5 protein-coding genes are annotated in these 14,239 nt (G+C 58.1%); 3 read left to right on the top strand and 2 right to left on the bottom strand.

Annotated elements, in window-relative coordinates; all coding sequences use genetic code 11:
* Positions 1–11 precede the first annotated feature (11 nt).
* Positions 12–8,750: a glycoside hydrolase family 94 protein gene (locus GXN74_RS00025; protein WP_246208529.1), complete on the bottom strand. Its 8,739-nt coding sequence runs from the start codon at positions 8,748–8,750 to the stop codon at positions 12–14.
* A 336-nt stretch (positions 8,751–9,086) separates the two neighbouring features.
* On the opposite strand from GXN74_RS00025, the gene GXN74_RS00020 reads away from it, so the two are divergent.
* The 3 genes from GXN74_RS00020 to glgX are packed head-to-tail and all read left to right on the top strand — an operon-like array spanning position 9,087 to position 13,190.
* Positions 9,087–9,791: a PIN domain-containing protein gene (locus GXN74_RS00020; RefSeq protein ID WP_162368861.1), complete on the top strand. Its 705-nt coding sequence runs from the start codon at positions 9,087–9,089 to the stop codon at positions 9,789–9,791.
* A gap of 3 nt (positions 9,792–9,794) precedes the next feature.
* Positions 9,795–11,078 (top strand): hemerythrin domain-containing protein, encoded by a 1,284-nt coding sequence (locus GXN74_RS00015; protein ID WP_162368860.1) that lies wholly within the window; start codon positions 9,795–9,797, stop codon positions 11,076–11,078.
* A 6-nt stretch (positions 11,079–11,084) separates the two neighbouring features.
* The gene (glgX, locus tag GXN74_RS00010; protein WP_162368859.1) at positions 11,085–13,190 is read left to right on the top strand and encodes a glycogen debranching protein GlgX; all 2,106 of its coding nucleotides are present in this window, start codon (positions 11,085–11,087) and stop codon (positions 13,188–13,190) included.
* 73 nt (positions 13,191–13,263) lie between these two features.
* Here the strand turns inward: glgX and GXN74_RS00005 are convergent.
* Positions 13,264–14,239 (bottom strand): transketolase-like TK C-terminal-containing protein (locus GXN74_RS00005; RefSeq protein ID WP_281355193.1); only part of this gene is annotated, 976 nt, incomplete at its 5' end.

Raw genomic sequence — 14,239 nt, 5'->3', positions numbered from 1 at the left:
ACCTCCTTACTTTACTGGTGAATTTCCGGCTTCGGTCCTAGGACGAACTCCACCTGATGGAACCCCTTGTCGTTGACCAGCTGGACCACCTTTCCCTCCAGCCGTTTTCCGTCCACAGTGACCGCGGACACGCCTTTGCTTGCGTTCCCCGGATTTTTCACCTGGATTTCGTAGGTTGTCTGCAGGTGCGTGTACCGGATGGCATACCCCGTCCACTTGGTGGGGATGCAGGGATCCATTTCCAGCCGGTCCCCGACCTTGCGAAAGCCCAGGATGTTCTCCAACCCCGTCCTGTACATCCAGCTTGCGGACCCCGTATACCAGGTCCATCCACCTCGGCCCACGTGGGGATGTTCCCCATACACGTCGGCGGCCATCACATAGGGCTCGCCTTTGTAGACGGCGCATTCTTTGTCGGTACGGGTGTGGTTGATGGGATTGAGAAGCCCGAAAAGCTCCCCTGCCTTGTCCCCGTCGCCCAACAGGGCAAATGCCCCGACCACCCAGGCCGCCGCATGGGTATACTGGCCACCGTTTTCCCTCACGCCGGGGAGATATCCCTGGATGTATCCCGGCTTCATGTCTCCCGTCTTAAAGGGCGGGGTCAGCAGCTTGATGATGCCTTCCTCCCGCAGGACGAGATGGTCCTCCAGGGAACGCATGGCTCTCTTGGCCCTTTCCGGATCCCCCCCACCGGATAGCACCGCCCAGGTCTGGGCCAGGGAGTCGATCCTGCACTCGCTGTTGTTAGCCGAACCCAGCGCCGAACCATTGTCAAAAAAGGCCCTTTTGTACCAGTTGCCGTCCCAGGCGCTTTCTTCGATGGCTTCGATGACCGCGCGGCGCAATACCCCATACCTGTCCACCCTCTCCTCCTCGCCCATCAGCCGGCAGAGGGGGAGGAATTTCTCCAGTGTCGATACCAGGAACCATCCCAGCCATACGCTTTCCCCCTTTCCGCCGTTTCCAACCGCATTCATCCCATCGTTCCAGTCTCCCGTCCCCATCAGCGGCAACCCGTGTTCTCCGAACTTCAGGCCGTTCTCCAGGGAGCGGATGCAATGCCCATACAGGGACGCCGTTTCCGCAGAGACTTCCGGGGTGCAATACCTCTCCTCCTCTCCTTCCCTTAGGACCTCCGCTTCCAGAAATGGCAGGTCGATGTTCAGGATTTCCGCATCCCCGGTCAAACGGACATATTCCGCCGTCACAAACGGCAGCCACAGGTAGTCGTCGGAAATCCGGGTCCGGGTCCCCTTGCCGGCGGGTTCATGCCACCAATGGAGCACGTCCCCTTCCGCAAACTGATGGCGGGCGTGTTTTAGGATTTGCCTTTTGGCCATTTCGGGCCACAGGGTGGCCACCGCCAGGGAGTCCTGGAGCTGGTCCCGGAACCCGAAGGCTCCTCCCGCCTGGTAGAAGCCGGATTTCGCCCACAACCTGCAGGAGATGACCTGATAGGACAGCCATCCGTTCAGCAGCAGGTCCATGGCCCCATCGGGGGTTCTCACCTGGACGACCTGCAGTTTTTCCTGCCAGAAGCGTTTGACCTGCAGCAGGGATTCCTTTGCCTTTTCCACGTCCCTGAACCGGTCTCCCAGCGCCTGGGCCTTTTCCCCGTCAACGGCCATGCCCAGAACGAAGACCAGCTCCCTTGTTTCGTTTGCTCCCAGGACCAGCTCCACCTGCATTGCCGCGCAGGGGGCATAACCGGCGCCGACGGCACCGGACAGGCGCTTCCGCTTCAAGGATTCCGGAGCATCCGCCTTGCCCAGTCCGAAGAATTCCCTTCTGTCTCCCGTCACGGAACGCTCCTCCATGGACACATCCAGGAAGCAAACCCTGTCCTCGAATTCCCTGTTGTATGGATTCTCCAACAGCAGCATTCCCCGCTCGTTCTGGGAGCTGACCAGATGCAGGGCGGTGTCTTTCGGACCGACCCCCAACACAGGATGCGCATAGCAGGTGATCCAAACCTTCCTTTCCATGGGACCGTCGTTTTGCAGCCGGATCATGCTGACCTTCACTTTGCCTTCCACGGGCACGAACTGCACCAGTTCCTGGGAGATTCCATGGCTTGCATGGCTCCATTGCGTATGGCCGAATCCATGCCTGACGGTATAGGGTTCCTCTTCCCGGATGGGCAGGGGTGTCAGGGACCAGGTTTCTCCTGAATCGTCCCTGATGTAGAATGTTTCTCCCGGCGTGTCGCACACCGGATCGTTGGACCAGGGGGTGAGTTTGTTTTCCCTGCTGTTTTCACACCAGGTATGGCCGCCTCCGGACTCTGAAACCATAAACCCGAATTCCGGATTTGCAATCACATTAACCCAGGGGAGCGGTGTCATCTGCCCCTTTTCCAGCCGGATGACATAGGCGCTTCCGTCTCCGCTGAATCCTCCCAAGCCGTTGAAATGGGAAAGCCCCAATGCTTCCTCGGTCGCCGGAATGGAGGGAATCCCCCTCACTTCCGGAAACGCTTCCAGTCCCGGAAGCCTTGTCTTGGGCAGTGCCCGCAGTTGCTTCTCCATTGTTCCCCCATCGCCCCTGAACACCATCCTGGCGACGGCACCAAAGAGGACGCCATCTTCAGCCGGCATCTCCCGGGCGTTGAGCAGGAACACGTCCTGGGCCCGGTTGGCGGCTGCAATGTCTTCCAGCATCGGAAACAGCCGGTCCTTTCCACCCTTCGCCTCGTCGCCCAGGACCACCAGGTCCACCCGCAGGTCTTTCAGGCGCCAGTACTCATGGGCCTTCAGCACTTCGCCCAGCAGCTCGATTTCCTCTACAGCCTTGAGGATGACCAGTACGATCGGCCTGTCCCCCGAGATTCCATACGGCCAAAGGGAGGCCTGCCCTTTTCTGTTTTCCTTGATCATCTGCTCCTGCTTTCGCCGCAGAGGACTTGCATAGAGGATGTTTGCAATCGACTCCAGGTACATTTCCAGTTTCGGCCCTTGGATGTTCAAATACTTGGCTTCCACCTGGCTTCCGGCCAGGGCCAGACGGAATGCGGCATCGCAGGCCTCCCTGCCGGAATACTTCTCGATGCGCTCCAGGATGCCTTCTTTGCTGTCCGCCATCAGCGATGCAAAGGATATTTCCGCCGTCTTTCCCGGCTCGATCCTTAACTTTGCCCGCAAGCAAAAGATTGGATCGAGGACGGCTCCCACCGTATTGGAAAGCGGTTTCTCCCTTTCCATGCCGGCCGGGTTGCCTACGGTGCGTCCCCTTCCTATGAACTGCATCCTGTCCGTTTCATACTGGATTTCACCTACAGATTCGCCATCGATGACCGGAACTTGCGCAGCCCAGATTTCCTTGTCCATCCCACCCCTTGGGCGCCTGTTGGCCAACAGGGCGTGATGCTCCTCGTTGAACTCCGTCCGCACAAAAAGGTTGCTGAAGGCGGGATGGGCCTCGTCGTTGTTCCGGGGAGCCAGCACAACTTCGTAATAACTGGTCACTTCCAGAACACACGGTTCCTTCCCGTTGTTTTTGAGCTTGATCCTTCTGATTTCCCCGTCGTCACCCGCTGCAACGGCCACTTCCGTGGACGTCTCGATATCCCCGTCCGTCCTTCTGAAGACAGCCTTGTCGGATGTGAACACCGCCTCATACTTCTCCGGCAGCACCTGCAGCGGAGCATAGGCGGCTGACCAATGGCGGTTCCGGTCGATGTCCTTGATGTAAAAGAACATTCCATGGCCGTCTTGGACATCGTCTTCCCTCCATCTTGCCAGGTCAACGGTTTTGTTTCTGCTGTAGCCTGTTCCCCTCTCCGTCACCATGACGGAGTAGTCCCCGTTGGAAAGGACATGGGCCCTGGGCAGCTCCCCATCCGGCGCTGTGTATCTTCTGGTGACACCCTTGTCCAGACGGGCCTTCCCTTTGGCGGGCACGACCTTTTCCTTGCTTTCCTTTGTGAACACCACGTTCATCGGGACCTTTTCCTGCAACAGGAGCCTGGCCGCTTTCACATGGGGATCGGCAGCGAAACGCTTCTGCATGATGTTCCCGTTCAGATAATTGTTCAATGCCAACAGGCTCATCCCCTGGTGATGCGCCATGAAGCTCTTCACGACCACTTTTCCCGCGTTTGCATCCAGCCTTTCCGGCGTGTAATCCGCCGCCTCATAGTAACCATAGGCACCTTCCAGCCCCTCGGCCTTCAACCGCCGCAAGTTCCTGTAGGCTTCCCGGGGGCTCGCCATCAGGGCGAGGAATGTGGCATAAGGCGCGGTTACCGCGTCCTCGCTCAAACCTCTTTTCAGTCCCAGCCAAGGGACTCCGATGGCTTTGTATTGATAATCCAGATTGAGGTCCAGGGAATTGTAGGACGACTCCGACGTTCCCCAAGGCATTCCCCTTTGTTTTCCGTACTTCTTCTGGCTTTTGACCACAAAGGAGTAGGATTCATCCAACAGGGTGTTCCTGTAGCTCTTCATCAGCAGCAGCGGCATCAGGTATTCGAACATGGTTCCGCTCCACGATACAAGCCCTTTGAAACGGTCGACCACCGTCAAGGACCTGCCAAGCATGGCCCAGTGTTTCGCCGGGACCTCCCCCCTGGCGATGGCGATGAAACTGGTTTGTCTGGCTTCGGATGCCAGCAGGTCGTAATGGGAGTTGGACAGTTTCCGTTCTTCCACATCGTATCCGATGGAAAACAGTTGCCTTCTTTCGTCATATAGGATGGAGAATTGCGTTTCCATGGACAATTTTTGGATCCGCTGGATCAGCAGACGCAGGTTTTCCATGAATTCAAGATGGAACTCCTTTGACACGGTTGCGGCTTCCTTCAGTCGCTCCAGCCATCCCCTGCCTTCCTTGAAGGATTTCCCCTCCATTTTCTCTGTTTCTTCCATCAGGCCGTCTATCTGCTCCAGAATGTTTCCGCTATGCCGGCACAAGTCCTTCAGGCATACGTTTTCCTTCAGGATTCCCAGCAGCTTTTCCGTTTCCACAGCCAGGATGTCCTCACGCATTTCATTTGGCATGGTTTCCGCCAGGGCGGCCCAAGGTGCCAGCCTTTCCAGGTCTTCCTTGAACTTCCCTGCCATCCGCTCCACCTTTTCGTTCCATTCCTGTTCCTGCGCCCGTGCGGGCACCGTACCTGAAAGGATTCCATCCAAGGTCCTGTTCCACGAGACCAGGTTGATTTCATCTTCCCTTTCCATGAAGTCGGAATGGACCGATAAGGCGGGAAGATTTTCCTCCTCCTGGAGGCCGTTGCGCAAGGTGTCCTTGATCCCCTGGAGGAATGAGGCATCCACCAAAGGACGGCCGCCGTATTCCTCCAGCCCTTGGGCCAGGGTCGTCAGGTAGCAGACCAGGTTCCCGCTGTCCACGGTGGACACATACAGCGGCTTCAGGGGCTGCAGTGTCCGCGTGTCATACCAGTTGTACAGATGCCCGTTCCATTTTTCCATTTTTTCCATGGTGGCCACGGTCTTTGCGATCGCGTCCACGGTGTCCAGCGTTCCGGCATACCCCAGATCCCTGGCCGACAGGGAGGCCAAAAGCCCCAATCCGACGTTGGTGGGAGAGGTCCTGTAGGCGATTCCCCTGGGCGGGTCTTCTTGGAAATTGTCCGGAGCAAGGTAGTTGTTCTTGCGGTTCGCGAATTCTTCGAAGTACCTCCAGGTCCTTCTCGCCGTCCTTCCCAGCTCCATCAGGTCCTTTGCTTCCAGCCTTTCCTCCTCGTTGTCGATGTCCCTGCTGACAAGGTATGCGACGAAAGGCGCCATCCCCCAGACGGCAAGGAACACCAGGCTGAAGGCGATATGCTCCGGCTTGAAACGGGCTGCCAGGGCAACCATGCCGGCGCCCGCCAAGGCGCTGGGTCCCATAGCCGATAGATAGCTTCCCAGCGTATTCTTTTGCGTCTTTTCCGCGTCTGCGGATGTCACCCAAACCAGCATGTTTTTCTTGCTCACCAGGACACGGAACAGCGTTATGAAGATTCCGTGCAGTACGATGGCCGCCTGATAGGACAGGAATACGCCGCTCAACATGAACTGGAACAAGGAAGCCTTCAAACCGAAGAATCCCGGAATATGGCTTTTGATCCTGTCAATCCGCAGTCCACCGGAAAAAACCTGCCCCAAAATGGTGATGGCATGGGGCAACCCCATGGTTGCGATGCCGATCCCTACCCAAAAATAGGGGCTTCCCGGCAGGATGCTGAATCCCAACAGATACAGCGCCATGATGGCCGGAGCCAAAAGGCTTCTTCTCAGATTGTCGCCGATTTTCCATCTGGAGACCTTGGACAGCGGGTTCTGTATCCGCTCGTTGTTCGCATTGCTGACTTTCCTTCCCAGCCAGGGCAGCAGCTGCCAGTCCCCCCGGATCCAGCGGTAGAGCCTTGCCATGTAGGAATTGTATTTGGATGGATAGGAATCCACCAGTTCCAGGTCGCTGACCAGGGCCACCCTGACATAGGAGCCTTCCAGCAGGTCATGGCTTAAAATCGCATTCTCCGGGATGGCATCCTTCAGGATGCCGTGAAAAACATGCAGGTCATAGATGCCCTTTCCTGTGAAGATCCCCTCTCCGAACAGGTCCTGGTACACATCGGAGATGGCGCTGGCATAGGGGTCTATGCCCTCCTGTCCCGTGAAAATCCTGGAAAAGGCGGACCTGTTCGAACTGTCCATGTCGAAGGTGATCCTGGGTTGCATGAGTCCATACCCTTCCACCACGATCCCCTTTTCCCTGTCCACGATGGGAATGTTCAGCGGATGCGCCATGGTTCCGATCATCCGTTTGGCCGTTCCCAGGGGAAGGACCGTATCCGCATCCAGGGTGATGATGTACTTGATGTCGGCGTGCGGAAGCGATGCGTTGGAGTAGTAGGAGAAACTGGTGTCCTGGGAGCCTAGGAGCATTTCGTTGAACTCCATCAGCGCCCCTCTTTTCCTTTCCCATCCCATCCAGTTGTTGTCGCTTTCGTTGAACTGCCGCAACCGATGGTAGAAATAGAAGATGTCCTTCCCTTCCCGGGCATACTTTCCATTCAACGCCTTGATCCCGTCAAACGCTTCCGCCAGCACCTTCCTGTCGCCGTCCGTATTGAGGCTGTCCGCATCCTTGAATGCGCCGATCAGGGCGAAGTACAGGTTGTCCTCCCTGTTGGCAAGATAGTGGATTTCCATGTTTTCCAGCAGTTCCTCCACCCTTTTTTCGTCCGTCAGCAGCGCCGGCATGACGACCATGGTGCGCATGTTGTCGGGAATCCCTCCCTTGAGCTCCAGTCGGGGAAATATCGCCGGTTCGCTGAATTTGCATACCAGCCAGTTCACCATGGAAATGGCCATTTCCGAAGCCGGGAGCAGCACCGCCAGCCCTGCCAGGACCCCATGGAACAGCAGATTTCCCCCTTGGGCGTCCGCAACATGGCCCACGGCAAATGCCCCTACCAGCAGCGTGAGGACTCCAACGGAACCCATATACAGGATTTCCGGTTTGCCCTTCACCCAAAGCCCAACTCGTGTCCAGGGCGTCCTCTTGCCTTGGCCCTGCTGTCTGTCCTCCAGTTCTTTCAAACCGTTTCCGGTCAGGTAGTACCCCACATGGAGCCTTCTCCTGGCTGCGTTTCCCACCTCCTGGTCGGGAGTTTGTCCTTTGGAAGCCTTTTCTGCAAGAAGGACCGCTTCCCTTCCGATGTGGAGTTCCGAGACCCCATAAGCCCGCGCGATTTTCTCCGCTTCTCTCTTGTAATGGCTGCGTGTGCTCATGTCCATCAGTCTGTAGGTTCCATCCGGATCCTGCCGCAAGGTCTTGTCCAGGAAACTTGCGGACTCGAACAGGGCCGACCAATCCATCGTCCCGACAGCTTTCAGGCTGGTGATGCAGTTCCCCATGGAAACCGTGTTGATGGCCTGGGCATGATGCTCCTTGCTGGCAACGGCTTCCGTCGTGGTTCCCAACTTCTCCAGGTTCTCGTCCATAAACAGCAAGACGTTCGCATAGTTGCGTCCGGATTTCCGTAGCCGGTAGAACAGATGCTCCACAAAGGACGGATTCACTTCTATGGGTTCCAGTCCGTTCTGAAACAGTTTTATGGAATCCTCTTCAAGCCATTTTTTCGCCACCTCGTCGGCCTTTTTCCACTGTGTCTGGGTTTCCTTGATTTTTTCGGTTGCCATGCGGATGTTCTCGATGAGCGCCAGCCGGATCATGGTCGGCAGGGCGGAAATTTCCCTTTCAAAAAGGATGTTGTGGGTTTGGTACGCTTCCAGGTATTTGCGCAGGGTATCTTCCTCGACCTGTCCGTCCACATGGGCCACAAGTTCCATGGCGATGGCAAAGATTCTCGTATACCCCTTGTAGGGCCCCTTCCGCAAGACCGGAAGACGGTCATGCTGCTTTTTCGACAGGTCCCTTCGGATGCCCTTCACCTGTTCCTCGACCACATAAAAATTGTCCAGCAGCCACTCTGCGGCTGGCGGTACGGACCGCTTCCGCTGGATGTCCTCATTCAACCCCTTGTAGACGAGCAGAATCTGGACATAGTTGTCGTTCATCCGTGTCAACGGCCAATTCAGGATGTTTCTTTTTCTGGAAACCGCATGGTCCAGGGAAATCCTCCTGGCATGGTCCTCCAGCTCCTCCACCGTCAGGGACGCGTCCCGGATATGGATGTTCCTGTTTATTCGGACCTTGCGCCAGACAAACCAGACGGCCAAGACCGACAGCAGGGCCATCCCCATTTCAACAGTGTAGGGTAATGATTTTAAACCCATCGCGAAACCTCCTTTTGCACAAGAATGCAGTGGGAAAGTCTGTTCCCAAGATTGCTTGGACCAGACTTTCCCACCGCACAAAAAAGCCAGGAACATGCCTTTTGACATTCCTGGCGCTTCCAATATCGTATTCCCATTTTGGGATTGTGGTGATTACCTCGTGTATTTCTCGTATTATCGATATATTTATATTATACAATATTTTCAATTGTTTGTCTACTCCTTAACCAAATGTTTGTTTTCCAGGGCCCCTTTTCCATTCCTCCGATTCCTGCTATAATAACCACAAGGAAACTCCGCAACCAAGCAACACCCGCCGAAAGAAAGGCAACAGATATGAAGTGCTTTTTTATTGACCTGGAAAACGTGAAAAGCCAGGGACTCCGTCAATTCTCCCATCTGGAGAAAGGGGATGAGGTCTATGTGTTCTTCAGCGAGAACGCCAACACTTTGGAAATCCCCGTGATCCTGGAGATTGAGAAAGGGGAGGCGGACATCCATTTCATCGAGACCAAGTCCAAACGTCCCAACGCCATGGATTTCCAGATTGCCGCCATGATGGGCATCGCCATGGAAAGGCACCAGGGCGGGGAGTTCCATGTGGTCTCCAAGGACCTGGGCTTCGAGGCCGCCATCGAATTCCTCCGGTCCCACTACAAGGACATGCCTGTGCTGGTCAAGAGGCATGAGTCCATCGGGGATGCACTGTCGGTCCAGGATGCCCCCCCGGTCCATGTCGTTGCCCATCAAGCTCCCAGGGAAACCCACCCCCACGCCCTTCCCCATCCCCATCCCCACCAGCACCACGCCGCTCCCCCCTCTCCCGACCGGCAGAAGAAGGTCCTTGCCCAGATCAAGGGAAACCTGGATCCCCAGGAAGAGCAGCTTGTCCTGGAAGGTCTTGCCGTTTCCCACAACAAGAGCGAATTCTACCATTTTTTCCGTAACCGGCTGGGAGAAGCCCATGGCAGGAAAATCTACGACCAGGTGAAAAGCAAGTACAAGACCTTGCGCTCGCTGCTGGCCCCCAAGGAGAACTGATTTATGAACGAAGAGCTTCTGCAGGATTTTTTCAAGAAATCCCCTCTGGCCTTTTCCTACCAGAAGGCGGTCCTGGACGGGCAGGGGACTCCCACGGACTATCTGTTCCTGAAAGTGAATGACGCCTTCGAGGACCTTACGGGCCTTCATTCCGACGATGTCGTGGGAAACAACCATAACACGGTTTTCTCCGCGGCGGAGGACTTCACTCCCCAATGGACCCTGGCCTACAGCCAGGCCCTCCAGGACAGCAAGCCGGTGATCCTGGACCAGTTCCACCAGCAGTTGGGGATTTGGACCACCACCACCCTGTTCCTCATCGACGCCCCTTTTTTCGCCTGCATCTATGCCCCGCGGCAGGAGTCCCTGGTCGCCCAGGAAATCCTGGACGGACTGGAGGGACTGGAATCCATGATGGCTCCGGACTTCTTCCGGAAGCGCCTGGAAGAGGAGATGGAACGTTCCGACCGTTTCCACGACCCGCTGGCCCTGGCCGTCCTGGCTTTGGACGGACTGGAAGGGATGCAGGCGTCCTGGGGAACGGCTGTGGTCCGGGAAGTCCTGGTGCAACTGGCGGAGACCACCGCCAGCCTGATCCGCAAATACGACATCCTGACCCTCCATGGCCGGGAGCAACTGGAACTTCTGATGCCCAAAACCTCCCTGCCCGGAGCCATGGCGGTGGCGGAAAGGGTCCGCTCGGCCCTGGACAGGATAGAACATCCGGTAGTGGGCAAAGTTACGGCTACCCTGGTCGTTTCGGAGCGGACCCCCGGCGAATCCTTGGAGGACTGGATGGCCCTTCTGGAGGAGGCGCTGGAAAGCTCCCTGGCAAATGGGGGAAACCAGGTGGTCCAGGTGGCCGGTGTACTTCCCTCCGCCCTGGACGCCGGCCTGCTGGAGTGGCGGCCCTTCCACGCCAGCGGCAACCGGGAGATCGACGGACAACACCAGGAACTGATGCGGCTGGCCCGGGAGCTTCTGCCCCTGTCGGACGGCGCGGATCCCCAGACCCTTGCCGTCAGGATCGACAGCATCGTGGAGCGGCTGGTGGAACATTTCCAGACGGAAGAGCAGGCCCTTTCGGATGCCGGCTATCCCGACCTGGAAAAGCATGCCAAAATCCACAAGAACCTCGTCGGAAAGGCCTTCCAGCTGAAGGAATCCTATAGGAACGGGGCTGTGGGCGCCTCCGCGTTCGCCTCCTTCCTCGCCAAGGAGCTGATTCTGGAACATATCCTGAAGGAGGACCTGCTGTACTTCCCTGCCATACAACGAAAGGGGTGACCACCCATGCCAGAAACCCATAACCGTGTCACCAGAAATCCTGTACCCACGGATACTTCCGGCGGTTTCCAGATCTGTCCCGGCCCGTATCTGGAGAATGGGGCCATGGTCGTTCCCGGAGGGGTCAGTTTCACGGTCCATTCCCAGAACGCCACCTCCTGCACCCTGCACCTCTTCCGGCGGGATACCTATGAACCGTATGCGTCCCTCCCCTTTCCGGAAAGCTACCGCATCGGCAACGTCTATTCCATGGTCCTCTTCGGCTTGGATATCCGGGAATTCGAGTACGCTTACAGCCTGGAAGGTCCCCATGACCCGGAGAACGGCCTGGTCTTCGACAGCTCCAAGTATCTGCTGGACCCCTATGGCAAGGCGGTGGCCGGCCAGAGCAAATGGGGATTCAAGCCCAAATTCGCCAACCAGTACCGTTCCCGGGTGGTGGTCCAGGATTTCGACTGGGGCACCCAGAAGCAGCTGGAAACCGACCTCCAGGACCTGGTCATCTATGAGCTCCACGTGCGGGGCTACACGGTCCATCCCTCCTCCGGGGTGGACTATCCGGGAAGCTTCGAGGGTCTGGCCCAGAAGATCCCCTATCTGAAGGAGCTGGGGGTGAACGCCGTGGAGCTGATGCCGGTCTTCGAATTCGACGAGCTGAAGGACCTGCGCATCGTGGAGGGAAAACGGCTGCTGGACTATTGGGGATACAACGCCGTGAGTTTCTTCTCCCCCAACACCGCCTATGCCGCCGGCTTCGAGTTGAACAGGGAGGGGGACGAACTGAAATCCCTCATCAAGAAGCTCCATGAGAACGGCATCGAGGTCATCCTGGATGTGGTCTTCAACCACACCGCCGAGGGGAACGAGGACGGTCCCTACATCTCCTTCAAGGGCTTCGACAACAACGTATACTACATGCTGACTCCGGACGGCCAGTACTACAACTTCAGCGGATGCGGCAACACCCTCAACTGCAACCATCCCATCGTCCAGCGGATGATCCTGGATTGCCTCCGCTATTGGGTGACCGCCTACCGGGTGGACGGCTTCCGGTTCGACCTGGCCTCCATCCTGGGGCGGAACGAGGACGGCTCCCCCATGAGCAAGCCACCCCTGCTGCAGAACCTGGCTTTCGACCCCATCCTGGCCAAGGTCAAGCTGATCGCCGAGGCCTGGGATGCAGGGGGGCTCTACCAAGTGGGCAGCTTCCCCTCCTGGAGCCGTTGGTCCGAATGGAACGGCCGGTACCGGGACGACCTCCGCCGCTTCCTGAAGGGGGACCCGGGTCTGGCTACGGTGGTTGCGGAACGGATGGCGGGTTCCCTGGACCTCTACGACCCCACCCACCGGGGCAAAAACGCCTCCGTGAACTTCCTCACCTGCCATGACGGCTTCACCCTCTACGACCTCTACGCCTACAACGAGAAGCACAACCAGGACAATGGTTGGGACAACACGGATGGGGACAACGCCAACCACAGCTGGAACTGCGGAGCCGAAGGGGACACCCGGGATCCGGAAATCCTGGCCCTCCGGAAGAAGATGATGAAGAACGCCTGCGCCGTCCTGCTCTGCAGCCGGGGAACCCCCATGCTGCTGGCGGGGGACGAATTCTGCAACACCCAGTACGGCAACAACAACCCCTACTGCCAGGACAACGAGATCTCCTGGCTGGACTGGAGTCTCCTGGAGACGAACAGGGACATGTTCCAGTTCTTCCAGGGGATGATCCGTTTCCGAAAGGAGCACCCTGTCCTCAAGATGGAGACCGCACCCGCCCATTGCGGCCTCCCATCGGTCAGCCGCCACGGGGTCTCCCCCTGGTATCTGGATTCCTGGGAGGAAACCCGGGTGCTGGGGATGCTGTTTGCCGGAAGGAACGGGGACGACACCGACGACGACCTTGTCTACGTGGGCATCAACACCTATTGGGAGCCCCAGACCGTCCGGCTTCCGGACCTTCCCAAGAGCCATTCGTGGACCCTGGTCGCGGACACCTCCCTTCCCGCCGGAAAGGAGTTTACGTCTTCCAGATCCGGTACGGTTCCCCCTTTGAGGAAAATCCACCTGGAAGCCAGGTCCGTGGCTGTCCTGGTGGGGACGCCCGTTTGACCTCCGCAAGACGCAAAGAAAGAAGGGAACAGGAGTGCCTGTTCCCTTCTTTCTTTGCGTCTTGCGCTTCCGTCTATCTGCGCTTGCACAGGGCTCTTGCCTCTGCCGCCACATGCTCCACCGTCAGGCCCATCTGTCCGTAGACCTGATCTGCGGGCCCAGAGACCCCAAAGGTTTCGATTCCCAGGACCTTGCCCCCCGAGCCGGCATACTTGTGCCATCCCAAGGGGGATGCGGCTTCCACCGCCAGGATGGGGAGCTCGTCCGGAAGGACGCTTTTCCTGTACGCTTCCGGTTGGGTCTCGAAGAGGAACCAGGAGGGCATGCTCACAACCCGGGTCCCTATCCCTTCCTCCTCCAGCAGCGCGGCCGCCTGGTGGACCAGTTCCACCTCGGATCCGGAAGCCACCAGGACCACTTCCGCTTCCCCTGGGGATTCCTTCAGGACGTAGGCCCCCTTGTAGAGGCCCTCGCCGCTGCCCTCGTATTGGGGCAGGTTCTGCCTGGAAAGGACCAGGGCCGTGGGGGTGGAGGTGCTGGAGAGCGCCACCCTCCAGGCCGCTTCCGTTTCCCTGTAGTCCGCCGGCCGGATGGTGTTGAAGTTGGGGATCCCCCGGAGCATGGCCAGGTGTTCGACGGGCTGGTGGGTGGGGCCGTCCTCCCCCACCCCGATGCTGTCGTGGGTGAACACATAGGTCACCGGCAGCCCCATCAGGGCGGAAAGCCGCATGGCCGGCTTCATGTAGTCGCTGAACACGAAGAATCCGGCCACATAGGGCACGAGTCCCCCATGGAGGGCGATGCCGTTGGCCATGGCGGCCATGGCATGCTCCCGGACGCCGAAATGCAGGTTTGCCCCTCCATGGTCCCCGGGAGTGAAATGCCCCCGGCCCTCCATGGTGGTCTTGGTGGAGGGCGCCAGGTCCGCGGCCCCGCCGATCAGGTTGGGGACCTTTTCCGCCAGCCTGTTCAGCACCCCATGGGAGGAAACCCGGGTGGCCTGGGCGCCTGCAGGGCAGGCTCCCTCCAGTTCCCTGTCCAGGCCCAGG

This window comes from Anaerotalea alkaliphila (genome assembly GCF_010179735.1).
Classification (GTDB): domain Bacteria; phylum Bacillota; class Clostridia; order Lachnospirales; family Vallitaleaceae; genus Anaerotalea; species Anaerotalea alkaliphila.
Note: the sequence above shows the minus strand (reverse complement) of the source record. Positions and strands in the feature narration are given on the sequence as shown.

Coding starts and splice junctions, on each gene's coding strand:
- GXN74_RS00025 (WP_246208529.1), bottom strand. CDS start 8,750: ATGGGTTTAAAATCATTACCCTACACTGTTGAAATGGGGATGGCCCTG.
- GXN74_RS00020 (WP_162368861.1), top strand. CDS start 9,087: ATGAAGTGCTTTTTTATTGACCTGGAAAACGTGAAAAGCCAGGGACTC.
- GXN74_RS00015 (WP_162368860.1), top strand. CDS start 9,795: ATGAACGAAGAGCTTCTGCAGGATTTTTTCAAGAAATCCCCTCTGGCC.
- glgX (WP_162368859.1), top strand. CDS start 11,085: ATGCCAGAAACCCATAACCGTGTCACCAGAAATCCTGTACCCACGGAT.